A 15,030-nucleotide genomic window follows, 5' to 3' on the forward strand; every position below is an offset into this window, starting at 1 on the left:
CTGACGCAGGAAAGGGACGGCCTAGGAATTCACTACGAGCGCCCGTTCGGCGGCGACGTCGAAGTCGGCTTTGGGCCAGTCCAACTTCAATCCTTTCAAGGCGTCCAACAGCAACTGCTGAACAGCGATGCGTGCGTACCATTTCTTGTTGGCCGGTACTACGTGCCATGGAGCGATGTCCGTTGAGGTCTTCTCAAAGGCTGTGCTGTAGGCGTCCATGTAGTCATCCCAGTAGGCACGCTCTGCCAGGTCTCCGCGGCTGTACTTCCAGTGTTTGCTGGGATCGTCCAGCCTTGCAATGAGACGCTTTTTCTGTTCGTCCTTGCTGATGTTGAGCATGACCTTGACGATGGTGGTGCCCTGCTCGGCGAGGCGTGCCTCGAAGTCATTGATCGCGGCATACCGCCGCTCCAACTCCTTGCCGTCGGCCCACGCATGGACACGATGGATCAAGACGTCCTCATAGTGTGACCGGTCAAAGACCCCCACCATTCCGGCCGCCGGCGTTTGTTTCTCGATCCGCCACAGGAAGTCATGCGACTTTTCCTCGTCCGTGGGGGCCTTGAAGGCAGTCAGCTGAACGCCTTGCGGGTCCATTGCGCCCACCACGTGGCTGACGATGCCGCCCTTCCCCGCAGTGTCCATCGCCTGCAGAATCAGCAGCAGCCGCTTACCGCTGCCGAACTTGCCCTCGGCAAAAAGCTTCTCTTGCAGTTCCGCGAGCCGGGCATCCTGGGCCTCGAGCAGGGCGCGCCCGTCAGCTTTGGCACCGGCATATCCTGGCGTTGACTTTGGATCGACGCTTGCCAGCGAGAAGCCTGGGCCAACCCTCAGGACTTCGGCGGGACTCGAGGCGAACTCAACTGCAACAGCCATGGGGCGTGCCTTTCTGCCGGGCCGCGCCCTCGTGGCGCAGCCATGGACCTCAGGCTAGTTGCCCGGGTACCTCGACAGGAAGTCCGCCATGCGGCCAATTGCCTCTTCAATGTCCTTCACATTGGGCAAGGTCACCATGCGGAAGTGGTCCGGACGCACCCAGTTGAATGCACGACCATGGGAGACCAGGATCTTCTGTTCCTTCAACAGGTCCAGGACGAACTTCTCGTCATCCCTGATGTGATAGACCTCGGGGTCCAGCTTCGGGAACAAGTAGAGAGCGCCCCTGGCCTGCTGGGTGCTGACGCCGGGGATGGCGTTCAGGAGGTCGTAGGCCTTGTTGCGCTGCTCCAGGAGCCTTCCTCCGGGGAGGATGAGGTCATTGATGCTCTGGTAGCCACCGAGTGCCGTTTGGATGGCGTGCTGTGCGGGGACGTTGGCACACAAACGCATGTTGGCCAGCAGGTTGATGCCCTCGAGATAGTCGGCCGCATCCTTCTTGGGTCCGGAGATAGCCATCCAGCCGGCACGATAGCCGCAGACACGGTAGGCCTTGGACAACCCGCTGAACGTCAGGCACAGGACGTCATCGCCGGTCAGGCCCGCGAGGTTGATGTGGACAGCGTCTTCGTAAAGGATCTTCTCGTAGATCTCATCCGCAAAGAGAACCAGGCCATGCTTCTCGGCGAGGGCAACGATTTTCTTGAGGGTCTCTTCCGGATAGACAGCACCGGTGGGATTGTTGGGATTGATCACCACAATGCCCTTGGTCCGCGGCGTGATCTTGGATTCCATGTCCTCAAGATCGGGCTGCCATCCGGAGTCCTCGTCACAGAGGTAGTGCACGGGACGGCCGCCGGCCAGAGCCACCGAGGCAGTCCAGAGGGGGTAGTCCGGGGTGGGAATCAGCACCTCGTCGCCGTCGTCGAGGAGTGCCATAAGGGACATGGTGATGAGCTCGCTGACCCCGTTGCCCAAGTAGATGTCATCGACGTGGATGTTCTGGATGCCGCGCGTCTGATAGTACTGCGAGACCGCGGTCCGAGCGGAGAAAATGCCACGGGAATCGCTGTAACCTTGGGCGTTTGGCAGGTGGCGGATCATGTCCACCAAAATGGCGTCAGGCGCTTCGAAACCGAAAGGGGCCGGGTTTCCGATATTCAGTTTGAGGATCCGATGACCCTCCGCCTCCATCTGCTGGGCGGCCTGAAGAATCGGTCCACGGATGTCGTAAAGGACATTATGAAGCTTGGTGGACTGCTTGAAATTCGCCATCCCTCAAATATGCCACAAGGGTGATGTAGTTCAGCTGAGACTTAACTCACATAAACGACGACGGCGGTGACGGTCCCGCGCGGGTCCGTCACCGCCGTCGAACGCGGTTTTCTTCAGGTGTTACTTGACGATGCCTTTGTCCTTCAGCCAAGCGGCCGCGGCATCCTTGGGGCTCTGCTTCTGGTCGCCGCTGACTGCCCGGTTCAAGTTGATGAGGTCGTCCGTGGTGAGGATCTTGGAGACGTTGTTCAGCGCTTCCTTGGCCTTGTCCGTCACCTTGGCCTCCTTGACCAGCGGCAGGACCTGCTGCGCCTTGAAGTTGTTCTTCGGGTCTTCCAGGACCACGAGGTCGTTGTCCGCGATGGAGGGCGTGGTGGTGTAGATGTCCGCCACCTGCACCTTGTCCTCAAGAAGTGCCTGGAGCGTCAGGTTGCCGCCGCCGTCGTTGAAGGGCTGCAGGCCCTTGAGCTCGCAGCCATAGTTGGCTTTCAGCCCCGGGAAGCCGTAGGCGCGGGTCTCGAAGGTGGCCGGTGCCGCCATGGTGAAGTCCTTGCATACCTTGGCGAGGTCCTCGATGGACTTCAACTGGTACTTCTCCGCCGTGGCTTTGGTGACCACCATGGCGTCCTTGGACTCAGCCTTAGCCGGCTCCAGAACGGCGAGGCCCTCCGGAAGCTTGCCCGGGAGGGCCTTGTAGACATCCTCGGCCGAGACTTCGGTGGCTGCAGTGTCTACGTAGGAGAGCAGGTTGCCGGAGTAGTCCGGCACGAGGTCGATGGATCCGTCCTGAACAGCCTTGAAGTAGATCTCACGCGAACCGATGTTCGGTTTGGACGAAGCAGTGAGCCCTGCGGCGTTGAGGGCACCAACATAGATCTCGGCGATGACCTGGCTCTCCGGGAAGTCGGCTGAGCCAACCACCAGCGAACCTCCAGCAGCTGCGGAACCGCTGGGGGCCGACGTCGAAGGCGTGGCCAAGGGGCTGCCACCGCACGCGCTCAGCGCGAGGGCCACACCGAGTCCTGCTGCGAGGCCGCCGAGACCACGGCGTGTAAGGGTCATGGGGACGGGGTTCTTCATGGTGTACCTCCTTGAACGGCAGCCCCGGCGGGAGCTGTGGCTGTGAGATCGTCGGCTGCCTTCTGGCGGCCGCTTGAATCGAGGGTCAGGCCGGGTGAGATAACAAGCCTCTGCACTCCGGCAAGGATCAGGTCCACTGCGATGGCCAGTGCGGCGATAAGCAGGGAACCTCCGAGCATCCTGGGGAAATCCTGCAGGACGAGGCCGTCGAACAGGTAGCGGCCAAGCCCGCCGAGAGGCAGGTAGGCAACCACTGAGACAGTCGCGATGACCTGCAGCACCGCAGTGCGGATGCCACCAAACATGACTTGAAGGCCGTTGGGCAGTTCCACCCGGAAGAGGATCTGCAATTCCGTCATGCCCATGGCCCGGGCAGCATCCACCACGGTGGCATCGACGCTCGAGATTCCGGCGTAGGTGCCGGCAAGGAGGGGCGGCACCGTCAGGATCACCAGCGCCCACACAGGTGGCATCAGGCCACTCCCGGCAAGCAAGGCGAACAGGACCAGCAAGCCGAGCGTCGGCAGCGCCCTGAGGGCCCCGGCGACTGCCACAGCAACCACCCGGCCACGGCCGGTGTGCCCGATATAGAGACCGATGGGCACTGCGATGGCGGCTGCGATGAGGAGTACCAAGGCGCTGTACTGTAAGTGCTCCAGCAAGCGCGTGGGTATTCCGCCGCTTCCGGTCCAGTGGGCAGGATCCGTCAGCCAGGCGATGGTTTCGGCGAAGATGTTCATGCCGACGCTCCCGGATCGGGGCGAAGGGCAGCGTGCTGCGTCGCAGGACCGGCCTTGGGCTCCGTGAGCAGGGCGTTCGCATCCGGACGCGACGGCTTCCCACCGGTGGCCCGCGTCCATGGAGTCAACAGGCGCTCAAGAATTACGAGCACTGCGTCCATCAGCAAGGCGAGAACCAGGATGGCGATGATGCCCACCACCACCTCGGTGATGAATGTGCGCTGGAGGCCGTCGGTAAACAGGACTCCGAGATTTCCCACTCCCAGCAGCGCTGCAACGCTGACCAGGGAAATGTTGCTGACCGAGACAACACGAAGGCCTGCGAACATCACCGGCAGGGACAGCGGGAGGTCCACTTGGAAGAACCGGGCCAGTGGCTTGAAGCCCATGGCAACGGCGGCGTTGCGGAGATCGTCGTCCACGGAATCGAACGCATCCACGGCAGCACGGACCAACAGGGCGACGGCGTAGATGGTCAGTGCCACGATCACGTTGATCGGATCAAGGATCCGTGTGCCAAGGATGGTGGGAAGGATGATGAACAGCGCCAGGGATGGAATGGTGTACAGCAGCGACGTGGCAGTGGCCACCACCGACCGGAGCGTCCCGTTGCGCCGGGCAAGCTGCGCCAAAGGAATGGAAATCAGCAGGCCCAGGATCATGGGGATGATCGCGAGCACCATGTGCTGGCCGGCCAAGCCCAGAACCATTCCACTGTTGTCAAGGAACCACTCCATCAGGTGGCGTCCTCCCTGTGGTGCCGGACTTCTTCGATGAGTTCAAGAACTTCCGGCGCCTTCAGGACGCCGGCGACCCGGCCGTCGTCGTCAACTGCAACCCCAAGACCCGACGGCGACGACAACGCCGCGTCCAACGCGCGGCGCAGCGTATCTCCCTTGCGGAAGAGCGAACCTCCGGGAATCAAACCGGCGCCGTCGCGCGGCGACGACCACCCGAGAGGCCGTGAATCCTCATCCACCACCAGGGCCCACTCCCCCGATTCGCGTCCGGCGTCATGGCCGTCGGAAGGACCGACCATGGTCACCGGGTGCAGGGTCACGGCATCCGCGGGGTTGAAGGCAAGGTGCCGGAACCCGCGGTCGCGCCCCACGAAGGAGGCAACAAAGTCGTTCGCCGGCGCGCGGAGGATTTCTTCCGGGGTGGAGTACTGTGCCAGCTTTCCCCCGACGGCGAAGACTGCCACCTTGTCGCCCAGTACCGTGGCTTCGTCGATGTCATGGGTGACGAAGACAATGGTCTTGGCCAGTTCCCGCTGCAGGCGCAGGAGTTCCTGCTGCAATTCGTCCCGGACCACGGGATCCACTGCGCTGAAAGGCTCGTCCATCAGCAGGACCGGTGGATCAGCAGCAAGCGCGCGGGCCACGCCGACGCGCTGCTGCTGACCACCTGAGAGTTGCGACGGGTACCGCTTGCCGAGAACGGAAGCCAACCCGACGACGTCGAGCAGTTCCGCTGCGCGCTTCCGCGCCGCCGCCTTGGAAACACCGTTGAGTCGTGGGACGGTGGCGATGTTATCCAGTACCGACCGGTGCGGCAGAAGGCCCGATGACTGCATCACGTAGCCCATGGAACGCCGGAGCTGTGCCGCGGGAACCTGTGAGACGTCCTCGCCTGCAACGGTGATGGTTCCGCTGGTGGGCTCCACCATGCGGTTGATCATGCGCAACGACGTTGTCTTACCGCAGCCCGACGGGCCGACGAACACAGTGATGGAGCCCTTGTCGATGGACATGCTGAGGGCGTCCACCGCCGGTTGCCCGCCCTGGTATTGCTTGGTTACGCTCTGGAACTCAATCATGGCTTCGGCCATACCCGGGCTTACCTATCTGTGGTCGAGAATATCGGTAGAGCCACATGATCATATGCACTCTTATTACTTGGCTGCAAAGCAATCTTCACCCAGCGTAGCCAGCACCACCGACGATGTCAGCGAAGCCACGTATTCCGTAATGAATCGGCAATGTTCAGCGTTTCCGACGCTTCCCACCCTTACCCGCCCTCTCTTCGGCCTGATCATGCCTGTACCGTTCCGCTGCACGCTGGCCCCTTTCAGCCGAAACCACCTTCTGGTGCCATTCACGTTGGTAGGCACGCCGCGCTGCTGCGTCGTGCTTCCTGGCCAGGGCCGCCAGCTCGCGTTGCAGTTTCAGGTAGCTGGACCAGCGGCGGGGATCGAGGCTTTCGTCCGCGAGCGCCTCCTGCACCGCGCAGCCCGGCTCTGCTTGGTGCGCGCAGTCGGCAAAACGGCACCGGGCGAAAAGCGCGTCAAGATCGCCGAACATCTCGTCCATGCCTTCCTCAGCATCGAAGAGCCCGAACCCGCGGACACCCGGGGTGTCCATGAGCACAGCGCCTCCGGCCAAAGGAACCAGTTCCCTGGACGTTGTGGTGTGTTTGCCCTTGCCGTCGCCGGCACGGACAGCGCCGGTCTGCTGCACGTCATGTCCCGCAAGCGCGTTGATGAGTGTTGATTTCCCGGCACCTGATGGGCCCAACAGAACCAGCGTGGCCCCGTCGGGGACGTGACGCATGAGCTCGTCGAGCCCATCGCCCTGCTCCGCGGAGGTGGTGACAACGTCCACGCCCGCTGCCTGGAGGATGACCTCGCCCACTACGTCGTCCGCCAAGTCCGCCAGGTCCGCTTTGGTGATGACCACCAGCGGTGTTGCGCCGGAATCCCAAGCGGCCACGAGGGTCCGTTCAAGGCGGTTATGTGTGAGGGGCCGGTCCACGGGGACCACTACGGCCACAATGTCGATGTTGCTTCCCAGGATTTGTTCCTCGGAGGAGGCTTCAAACGCGCGTTTTCGGCTGAGGGCCGAATGGCGCGGAAGGACGTCGACGACGGCGGGCTCCCCCGCGAGGTTATGGCCGAGCCATACCCAGTCTCCCGTGGCTGGAACGAGCCCGTGGGCCGGATACGGCAGATGCAACAGGCCGTCGCTCGAAGCAACAAGCACCCGGTTTCTGTCGAGACGGACAACCCTGCCCGGACTGGCGTCGTCCTGCGCGCCAGGGGCTGGATTGGCGCGGAAAAGCTCCGCGGTTTTCTCGGTGTAGCCGTACTCCCGAGGTCCCGGAAATGGCGTGGTGGAGGTAATGGAAGGATTGCTTGAAGAAGCGAAAGTGTTCAAGGGTTAGCCTCTGCTGAGGCCCGGCCGCCTAGTTTTGGCAGGCTGATGCCGGGACAGGAATGGTGGGGTGATGAGGGTGCGCCGCAACTGTGTGCAGGGCGCGCAAGATCGTGACAATCATCAAATCCACCTCCTCGGCATTCCGGGCCGGCAACTGTGAGGCCGGCAACGATGTTCAGCGTAGCCAACCACTACCGACTTTGGCTAGGCCTTTGTCCTAGTTGAGCTTCCCGTCAGCGGGCCGCTCCTTGTGCAGGCGCAGCGCCGTGTCCACCAGGGACACGCGGTTGAGCTTCCCAATGTCCTCCAACGGAATCCATGCGGCGTGGGTGGTGCTGCCGTCCACTTCATGGGTCAGTTCACCACCAACTACCGTGGCTTCGTACACCAGGCGCAGCGCTTGGAAGTCCTTCACCGAACCGTCCGGCCGTATCTCCCCTGGCCAATGGCCCACGTCAATACCCAGCATGCGATCGATCCGGGCTTCGTAGCCGGTCTCCTCAAAAACCTCCCGACGGCACCCATCCACCGGGTGTTCAGCCAGGTCCAACCCACCACCAGGAAGCGTCCAGCCCTCCTTACCGTCCTGTTTCCAGTAGGCCAACAGGATCCGCCCTTCCTGGACGATGACGGCGTAGGCGGCTGGGCGGGTATCGAACTGCAGGCTCATGGTGCCAGCATAAATCCTTGGGGTGGATCCCTACGGGAGTTCGGCCGCAGCGATCGGACCGGCCTCTTCAGGTCCCAGGTCCGGGCCCTCGCGAAGCTCGACGACGGTCCCCGCGTTCCCGAGTTCCAGCACCTTGATGGTGTTGCGGCCTGGTTTCAGCAAAGGCGCCGGGGCGTACAGGGTTACTTGCGGGCCTTTCTCCCAGTACCGGCCCAGGAGGAATCCATTGAGCCAGACGAAGCCCTTGCCGGAGTCAGGCAGGGCGATGTAGGTGTCAGCGGGTTCGCCAATCTCGAAGTCAACTCCGGCCAGGCCTGCCAGGTCCTCCTGTACCCATTCCGTGAGCGGCAGAGGAGTCTGCGTCCAGTGGAAGGTATAGCGCTGGTTGATGAGGACGCCGCCCAGGATGCCCTTGCCGTGGCCGGTGAGTGGTCCGTAGTTGATGCGACCCAGGTTCTCCACCAGGATCTCGAGCTTGGCGGTAACACCAGTGCCCGTGACCTTCAGCCCTTCAGCGCCGGACACATCGTCCAGGACGCCGATGAAATGACCGTCAACCCAAACATAGGCGCGGTCGTGCAGGCCCGTGATCTTCAATCGGCTCTCGGCAGGTTTCTCCGCACCACCCGGCAGGATGGCTTCGGCCGCGTAAAGGACCATTCCGGCGTCTAGACCCAACTGTTCGAAACTGAGGGGTTTGACACTTGTGACAGGCTTCCCGGCGGCCCTCGCCAGCTCAAGCAGGTCCGGTCCTGCCGACAACGCCAATTGCTGCGCGGGAAGCACCGGAGCGTCCGCCAGCAGCTCGACGGGGAGCTCAGGGATGTCTTCAATCCCTTGCGCCCGGAAGAACTCCTTGCGGAGAGCATGGAACTTGGGTGTCAACGCTCCGTTTTCTGCGATGGGCGCGTCGGAGTCATAGCTGGTGACCGTCGGCTGCAGCATGGTGCCATCGTGGTTGCTGCCGGAGCCCAGACCGAAGTTGGTCCCGCCGTGGGCCATATAGATACAGACCGAGCCACCAAGGTCCAGCATCTTGCGCGCTTCGAGGGCGGCATCTTCGGCGTCGCGGCGGTGGTGGTGTTCGCCCCAGTGGTCGAACCAGCCGCCCCAGAACTCGACGTTGAAGAACGGCTCGTCCGGTCGGCGTCGCTTCCAGGTAGCCACGGCTTCGTCACCCCGACTTCCCAGCGTTGCCGTTGCCCAGGTCCCCTCTATGGCGCCGCCGTCGAGGAAGTAGTCGTTGCCGCCGTCGGCCGTGAAAAGCAGCTCCGTGATGCCCCGCTCCTCCAGGGCACGCCGGTTCCAGCGGATGTATTCGTGATCGTCGCCGTAGCTGCCGTATTCGTTCTCGATCTGCACCGCCACCACTGGACCGCCGGTGGACGTTTGCCGGGACGCGACGATGGGAAGGAGGTGATCGAACCAGTCCTCGATGGCAGCGGTGAACACCGGGTCCAGGCAGCGCAGGCCGATGCCCGGGATGCCGGTCAACCAGGCAGGAAAACCGCCGTTGTCCCACTCGGCACAAATGTACGGGCCGGGACGGACAATGACGTCCAGCCCTTCTTCGGCGGCGATGTCAATGAACCGGCCCAGGTCCCGCCATCCGGTGAAGTCCGGAGCCTGATCCTGCCGAGGCTGGTGGAAGTTCCAAGCAACATAGGTGTCCACGGTGTTGGCGCCCATCGCCTTGAGTCGACGCAGCCGGTCCTGCCACAGATCCGGGTGGACACGGAAGTAGTGGATGGCTCCGGCGAGGATGCGATACGGTTCACCCGAACGGTAAAGGACGGCGTCGTGGTAGCTCAGAAGGGCGTTGTTCACGTGGAACAGATTAGCTCAATTTCCAACATTTATGCACAGGTGATGATCGCATGACCAATCTTGATACTTCCCCCGCACAGGAAGTCTGCCCCGCGGCGCCGGAAGACCAAGGTCCGTGCGTACAGCTTTGGCCCGAGCGCGAGGTTCCCTTGGGCGGCGTCCGCGCCATGAACGTGATGAGGACTTTGCCGCAGCGGGGCCTGCCGACCGTGGGCGCCTGGTGCTTCCTGGACAGCTTCGGGCCTGATCGGGTGGCCATGAGCGTCCTTCCGCATCCCCACTGCGGCCTGCAGACCGTTACCTGGCCACTGGAAGGAGCCGTGCGGCACCGCGACAGCGTTGGCAGCGATGTTGTCGTCCGACCAGGTGAGCTGAACATCATGACGGCAGGCCACGGGATCTCCCACTCCGAGTTCTCAGTCCTCCCCGCCGCCACCGAGGCCGGGACCAGCCCGCTGGTGGACGAAATCCCCGTGTCCCGGGGCCTGCAATTGTGGGTGGCCCTGCCGGAGGAGCACCGGCATCGTGCCCCATCTTTTGAGCAGGTGAAGGACCTGCCGGTGGCCGTGGGCGAGGGCTTCACCGCTACGGTCATGGTGGGCGAGTTCGCCGGACAACGCTCCCCTGCCACGATGTTCAGCCCCATTGTGGGAGCGGACATCACTGGCACGGGGCCACTTGAGCTGCCCCTCCGCCCCGATTTTGAGCATGCGGTTTTGGTGTTGGACGGCCACGTGGTCATCGACGGCCAGGACATCGAGCCCGGACCGCTGGCCTACCTCGGAGCCGGCAGGACCCGCTTGGCCGTGGAAGCGCAACCCGACACGCATTTCATGCTTTTGGGCGGCGAGCCCTTCGGCGAAGACCTGCTCATGTGGTGGAACTTCGTGGGGCGGACCCACGAAGAAGTGGAGCAGGCGCGCGAGGAATGGGAGGCCGAGGGACTGCTCGACGACGACGTTGCCGCCACCTCACGCTTCGGGTTCGTCCCCGGCCATGGGCCCGACGCTGGCCCTGAAGCCGGCCGCATTCCAGCGCCGCCACTTCCGGGCGTGAAACTGCGACCACGCACCCGCGGCTGACTCAGTGGATGGTTAGCCCTGCTGCTCTGCCACGAGCCGCGGTACCCCGAACACAGGATCCTGGTGGAGGATGCGAACGTCGACGATGCCCTCTTCGGCCAGCCTGGCCTTGAAGGCTTCCTGCAGCCGCTGGACGTTCATGCCCAGTCCGCTGCCAAGAATGACCGGCCCGTCGATGCCCAGTTGTCGGACCGCTTGTTCAGCGAGGTCAGCCAGGTCTCGGCCTGCCTGCTCCACCAGCGCTTTGCTGGTTTCGTCACCGGCATCGGCTGCTTCCACCACCAACCGGGCCTGCTGTGCCCAGTATCGGCGGCCTGTCTCCGGCGAATGGAACAGGGCGATCAGCTTGCCCGGCTCGTCCACCCCCACGGAGTCCAAGAGCGCACGGCTGAGTCGATCCGGCTCCAAGCCCTGGTTCATCCGACGCAGGCTGTGGCGCACCGCTTCGCGCCCCAGCCAGTAACCGCTGCCTTCGTCCCCCAAAAGGTAGCCCCAGCCACCCGCGCGGGCTTCCTCGCCGGCGTCGTTCTTACCCCAGGCGGCTGAGCCTGTACCAGCAATCACAGCCACGCCCGTGCTCGCTCCGCCGGCGGCCAGGAGCAAACGTGAGTCATGGACCACGGTGATGTGTGCCCCGGAGGCGTGGGGCGCGATGAGGTCGGCGAGCGCCTGGGCGTCTTCATCAGTGTCGATCCCGCCTGCTCCGGCATAGACCTGGTCGATGCGGCCGCCACCGATCTTGGCGAACAGTTCGGCAAGGTTTGCTGCCGCCTGCTCCCTGCTGACGTTCTGGACGTTGGAGCTGCCTGCGCTCTCGTCACGGACCGGTGCTCCGTTCTCAAACCGCACTCCGCGGGTTTTGGTACCGCCGATGTCGAGCCCGATGACGGTGCCGCTCACGGTCTCCGTCGAAGCGTGGGAATGCTGGGCAGAGTCAAGATTGTTCACCGTGAAAGACTAGCTTGGAGAGTCCGGAGGAGAAACCGAACATGCCTGAATCCCTGTTTGAAACACCGTTCATTGCCGCTCCCATGGCCGGGGGGACGTCCACGCCGGCGCTGTTGCAGGCGGTCCATGTTGGTGGCGGGATTGGTTTCCTCGCCGCTGGCTACAAGAGTCCGGAAGCCATGACTGCAGAGATCGCGGCTGCCCGTGCTCTCAAGGTGCCGTTCGGGATGAACCTGTTCGTGCCGGACCCAGGCCAACTCCCACCAGGTCCGGATGCGCGCGCACGTCTTGAGTCCTACCGGACAGAACTCGAATCCGAGGCAGTCCGTTACGGCGTGACACTGCCACCGCTTCGCCTCGATGACGACGACGCATGGCAGGACAAGATCGATGCCCTGCTGGCAGATCCCGTAGAGTACGTGAGCTTTGCGTTTGGCCTGCCGGGAAAGCCGGCTGTCCAGGCTTTGCAGAAGGCGGGAACTCTGGTCATCTCCAGTGTCACCAGCGTTCCGGAGGCCCTGGCCGCTGCAGAGGAAGGTCCAGACGCCATCGCTGTCCAGCACAGCTCCGCTGGTGGCCATACGGCAGCGTTTCTCTCAAGCGGCAGCGCACCGACCGACTCACCAGCAGCCCGTACGACGGCGGAACTGGTGGCCCAGGTGCGGGCCGCCGTCGAACTTCCGCTGATCGCGGCGGGCGCCATTATGGACGGTGCGGCGCTTCGCGACGTGCTTGCGGCTGGCGCCTCGGCAGCCCAAATAGGCACTGCCCTGGTTCGCACCCATGAAAGCGGCGCGCGGAAGCCGCACAAGGACGCGCTGGGTGATCCGTCGTTTACGCGAACGGCCATGACCCGGGCTTTCACGGGCCGGTGGGCACGTTCCCTGGTCAACGAATTCGTGGTGGATCACCAGAACGCGCCAGAGGGCTATCCCGCCATCCACCACCTCACCAGCCCGGTGCGGGCGGCGTCGTCCGCTGCCGGTGATCCGCATCGCCTCAACCTCTGGGCGGGCACCGGCTGGCAGCAGTCACGGGAGGGCTCGGCCGAAGACGTGGTCAGGGAGTTCCTGCGCGGGCTCTGACAAGTTCAGCAAGCAATTCCCCGCCTTCGGTGACTACCAGCTCGCGGAATAGCCGGACGGCGTCCGGCTCGAAGCTTCGCTCGCGCCATGCGATGCCGATCTGCCGGAAGGCCAGCTCGGACTCGATGGCTACCTCCACCAAGCCAAGTTCAGCCTCCGGGAGAAACTGGCCCGTCCCTGAGCCGGGTCCTGCAGGAGGAAGGATGCTGAAGCCCAAGCCGGCGGAAACCAGGCCGCGCGCGGAGGTGGACTCCTGGACTTCAAAGGCTATCCGCGGCCGAAATCCGGCTTCGCGCAGGAGCCCCTCCCCCAAGGCCCGCAGGCCCACCCCTTCAGGAAGGGTGATGTAGGGCTCGTGCCGTAATTCGGAGAGGTGGATGCTGGGCCGCCCGGCCAGGGGGTGACGGTAGTGGAGCACCACCCGCAGCGGTTCACGGTAGAGCGGAAGCGAACGGATGCCCCTGCCTTCCGGGGCGATCGGTGCGATCAGCGCGAAATCCATGTCACCGTTGGCCAGCTGCTTGAGGCAATCGTCCCGTGGTCCCTGCCAGAGGTCGAACACCGCATGCGGGTGGCGGCCGCGGAAAGCGCTGATGAGCAAAGGCAGCGTCGCTTCGCCAAAGGTGTGCTGGAATGAAACGCCGATGCGCCCCCGTACTACGTCCGATTCGTGACGCACCCTGTCCAGGCCTGCTTGGAAATCCTCCAAGGCTGCCTCTATGTAGGGCAGCAGGGTTCTTGCAGCTGGTGTCAGGCGGATGCCCCGGCCGTCGCGGATCAGCAGGTCCATCCCCACGATGGCACTGGCGCGAGCCACCGCCCGGCTGACAGTCGACTGGGGAACACCGAGGATCTCGGCCGTTTCGGTCATGTGTTCCGTCCTGCCGAGTTCCGCGAGGACGGGAAGGAGCGGGAGCAGTTGGATGAGCTGGTGATGATCAGGTTCCACGGGGTTCCTTGCGTCCGAAACCATTCATGCGATTCTGCATCAATCGTACGCAACATATGCATTGGAATACGTAGTTGGCCGCGTCCTAATCTTGCCGGGTGAGTAAAGCTATCGTCATGGGCACCGCCGAAACGTGGGACGGACATGCCAAGGGATCCCGGGGCTACCGCCGTGTGCTCGCCGCCTTGGCGCTGGCCGGAGTGGCCACGTTCGCCCAGCTGTACTCAACGCAGGCGGTCCTCCCGCTCATGGCCACGGACCTCCGAATCACGGCCGCAGAAGCCGCCCTCAGCATCTCCCTCGCCACCGTTGGCCTCGCTGCCACAGTGCTGCCCTGGTCTTTCGTGGCCGACAGGATTGGTCGGGTACGCGCCATGGCCATCGGCATCGCGGCAGCCACCCTGCTGGGCCTTCTGGTTCCCTTGGCCCCAACAGTTACTCTTCTGCTGGGCCTGCGGGCGCTGGAGGGCATGGCGCTGGGCGGCATCCCCGCCATCGCCATTGCCTACCTCAACGAGGAAGTCACCAAGATCCACACCGCCCTGGCAGCCGGCAGCTATGTTGCCGGAACCACCCTGGGCGGGCTCGCCGGCCGTTTGGTGGCCGGCCCGGTCGGTGAACTGTGGGGCTGGCGGGCCGCTGCCTTGGCTGTCTCCCTGCTGGCAACCGCGGCCGCAGTCCTGTTCCTGGCGCTCATACCCAAGCAACGCCGTTTCAGTCCCTCCCCGGCCATTGGTTTCGGTGGAGCTCTGCGAACCTTGGGCGGCCATTCAAGAAACCCCAAGCTGTTGTCGCTGTACTTGCAGGCCTTCCTCCTCATGGGCGGCTTCGTTGCCGTCTACAACTACCTCGGCTTCAGGTTGCATGCCGAGCCGTTCGGCCTCCCTGCCACTCTGGTCAGCCTCATCTTCCTGGCGTACTTGTCAGGCACAGTGAGTTCCCGATGGGCCGCCGGGCTGACCACCAGGTTCGGGCGCCGGAATGTGCTGGTGGCAGGGATCGCCATCATGTCCGCAGGCTTGGCCTTGACGCTGGTTGAGAACCTGGCAGCAACATTGGCCGGACTCGTTATTTTCACCGGAGGATTTTTCGCGGCCCACAGCGTGGGATCAGGCTGGACAGGAGCCATCGCAACCACAGGGCGCGCCCAGGCAGCGTCGCTGTACAACCTGTCGTATTACTTGGGTTCCAGTGTCATCGGATGGGCCGGCGGACTCGCCTTTCAAGCTTTCGGTTGGCCTGCTTTGGCCTGGAGCGTCATCGCGCTTGCCCTAACGACGGCGGTAGTCACCTTGATAGTGCACCGCCCGCCGCGCCACTGACGCTGATTCACGCCGGGCTGG

General features: G+C 63.6%; 14 protein-coding genes. 3 read left to right on the forward strand and 11 right to left on the reverse strand.

Annotated features, from left to right (window positions below; translation table 11 throughout):
• Positions 1-21 precede the first annotated feature (21 nt).
• The 9 genes from ACR30Z_RS01940 to ACR30Z_RS01980 form a co-directional block, all read right to left on the reverse strand.
• Positions 22-876 carry a polyphosphate kinase 2 family protein gene (locus ACR30Z_RS01940; RefSeq protein WP_434371072.1) on the reverse strand — a complete coding sequence of 285 codons (855 nt, stop codon included), beginning with the start codon at positions 874-876 and terminating at the stop codon, positions 22-24.
• A 54-nt stretch (positions 877-930) separates the two neighbouring features.
• The gene (locus ACR30Z_RS01945) at positions 931-2,151 is read right to left on the reverse strand and encodes a pyridoxal phosphate-dependent aminotransferase (RefSeq protein WP_434371073.1); all 1,221 of its coding nucleotides are present in this window, start codon (positions 2,149-2,151) and stop codon (positions 931-933) included.
• A 120-nt stretch (positions 2,152-2,271) separates the two neighbouring features.
• On the reverse strand, positions 2,272-3,231 hold the full coding sequence (locus ACR30Z_RS01950) for an ABC transporter substrate-binding protein (RefSeq protein ID WP_434371074.1): 960 nt from the start codon (positions 3,229-3,231) through the stop codon (positions 2,272-2,274).
• Entirely contained in the window at positions 3,228-3,971 is a 744-nt protein-coding gene (locus tag ACR30Z_RS01955) for an ABC transporter permease (protein WP_434371075.1), read from the reverse strand. Before ACR30Z_RS01955 ends, ACR30Z_RS01950 begins: the two co-directional genes overlap by 4 nt.
• Entirely contained in the window at positions 3,968-4,708 is a 741-nt protein-coding gene (locus tag ACR30Z_RS01960; protein WP_144648502.1) for an ABC transporter permease, read from the reverse strand. The genes ACR30Z_RS01955 and ACR30Z_RS01960 overlap by 4 nt, the downstream gene beginning before the upstream one ends.
• Positions 4,708-5,802, reverse strand: a complete 1,095-nt coding sequence (locus ACR30Z_RS01965) for an ABC transporter ATP-binding protein (protein WP_434371076.1) — start codon at positions 5,800-5,802, stop codon at positions 4,708-4,710. The genes ACR30Z_RS01960 and ACR30Z_RS01965 overlap by 1 nt, the downstream gene beginning before the upstream one ends.
• A 154-nt stretch (positions 5,803-5,956) precedes the next feature.
• A complete protein-coding gene (rsgA, locus tag ACR30Z_RS01970) occupies positions 5,957-7,126 on the reverse strand; it encodes a ribosome small subunit-dependent GTPase A (protein WP_144648504.1) in 1,170 nt (389 codons plus the stop codon).
• 217 nt (positions 7,127-7,343) lie between these two features.
• Positions 7,344-7,796 (reverse strand): NUDIX hydrolase, encoded by a 453-nt coding sequence (locus tag ACR30Z_RS01975; RefSeq protein WP_144648505.1) that lies wholly within the window; start codon positions 7,794-7,796, stop codon positions 7,344-7,346.
• A gap of 30 nt (positions 7,797-7,826) precedes the next feature.
• Positions 7,827-9,623 (reverse strand): glycoside hydrolase family 35 protein, encoded by a 1,797-nt coding sequence (locus ACR30Z_RS01980; RefSeq protein ID WP_434371077.1) that lies wholly within the window; start codon positions 9,621-9,623, stop codon positions 7,827-7,829.
• A gap of 50 nt (positions 9,624-9,673) precedes the next feature.
• Here ACR30Z_RS01980 and ACR30Z_RS01985 point away from each other — a divergent pair, with 50 nt between their 5' ends.
• Positions 9,674-10,705 (forward strand): pirin family protein, encoded by a 1,032-nt coding sequence (locus ACR30Z_RS01985; protein WP_434371078.1) that lies wholly within the window; start codon positions 9,674-9,676, stop codon positions 10,703-10,705.
• A 12-nt stretch (positions 10,706-10,717) separates the two neighbouring features.
• Here ACR30Z_RS01985 and ACR30Z_RS01990 read toward each other — a convergent pair whose 3' ends face one another.
• Complete coding sequence (locus tag ACR30Z_RS01990; RefSeq protein WP_144648508.1) at positions 10,718-11,653, reverse strand: N-acetylglucosamine kinase; 936 nt, start codon at positions 11,651-11,653, stop codon at positions 10,718-10,720.
• Positions 11,654-11,694: 41 nt separating this feature from the next.
• Between ACR30Z_RS01990 and ACR30Z_RS01995 the strand changes: the two genes are divergently transcribed.
• Positions 11,695-12,738: a nitronate monooxygenase gene (locus ACR30Z_RS01995; protein ID WP_434371079.1), complete on the forward strand. Its 1,044-nt coding sequence runs from the start codon at positions 11,695-11,697 to the stop codon at positions 12,736-12,738.
• Here the strand turns inward: ACR30Z_RS01995 and ACR30Z_RS02000 are convergent.
• Positions 12,713-13,687: a LysR family transcriptional regulator gene (locus ACR30Z_RS02000; RefSeq protein WP_167510411.1), complete on the reverse strand. Its 975-nt coding sequence runs from the start codon at positions 13,685-13,687 to the stop codon at positions 12,713-12,715. The genes ACR30Z_RS01995 and ACR30Z_RS02000 overlap by 26 nt on opposite strands.
• Before the next feature lie 116 nt (positions 13,688-13,803).
• Between ACR30Z_RS02000 and ACR30Z_RS02005 the strand changes: the two genes are divergently transcribed.
• Complete coding sequence (locus ACR30Z_RS02005) at positions 13,804-15,009, forward strand: MFS transporter (protein WP_434371379.1); 1,206 nt, start codon at positions 13,804-13,806, stop codon at positions 15,007-15,009.
• Positions 15,010-15,030 lie beyond the last annotated feature (21 nt).

The organism is Paenarthrobacter sp. FR1 (assembly GCF_051106045.1).
In the GTDB taxonomy this organism is placed as follows: domain Bacteria; phylum Actinomycetota; class Actinomycetes; order Actinomycetales; family Micrococcaceae; genus Arthrobacter; species Arthrobacter nitroguajacolicus_A.

Coding starts and splice junctions, on each gene's coding strand:
- ACR30Z_RS02005 (WP_434371379.1), top strand. CDS start 13,804: ATGGGCACCGCCGAAACGTGGGACGGACATGCCAAGGGATCCCGGGGC.
- ACR30Z_RS01960 (WP_144648502.1), bottom strand. CDS start 4,708: ATGGAGTGGTTCCTTGACAACAGTGGAATGGTTCTGGGCTTGGCCGGC.
- ACR30Z_RS01950 (WP_434371074.1), bottom strand. CDS start 3,231: ATGAAGAACCCCGTCCCCATGACCCTTACACGCCGTGGTCTCGGCGGC.
- ACR30Z_RS01940 (WP_434371072.1), bottom strand. CDS start 876: ATGGCTGTTGCAGTTGAGTTCGCCTCGAGTCCCGCCGAAGTCCTGAGG.
- ACR30Z_RS01965 (WP_434371076.1), bottom strand. CDS start 5,802: ATGGCCGAAGCCATGATTGAGTTCCAGAGCGTAACCAAGCAATACCAG.
- ACR30Z_RS01995 (WP_434371079.1), top strand. CDS start 11,695: ATGCCTGAATCCCTGTTTGAAACACCGTTCATTGCCGCTCCCATGGCC.
- ACR30Z_RS01985 (WP_434371078.1), top strand. CDS start 9,674: ATGACCAATCTTGATACTTCCCCCGCACAGGAAGTCTGCCCCGCGGCG.
- ACR30Z_RS01955 (WP_434371075.1), bottom strand. CDS start 3,971: ATGAACATCTTCGCCGAAACCATCGCCTGGCTGACGGATCCTGCCCAC.
- ACR30Z_RS01945 (WP_434371073.1), bottom strand. CDS start 2,151: ATGGCGAATTTCAAGCAGTCCACCAAGCTTCATAATGTCCTTTACGAC.
- ACR30Z_RS01975 (WP_144648505.1), bottom strand. CDS start 7,796: ATGAGCCTGCAGTTCGATACCCGCCCAGCCGCCTACGCCGTCATCGTC.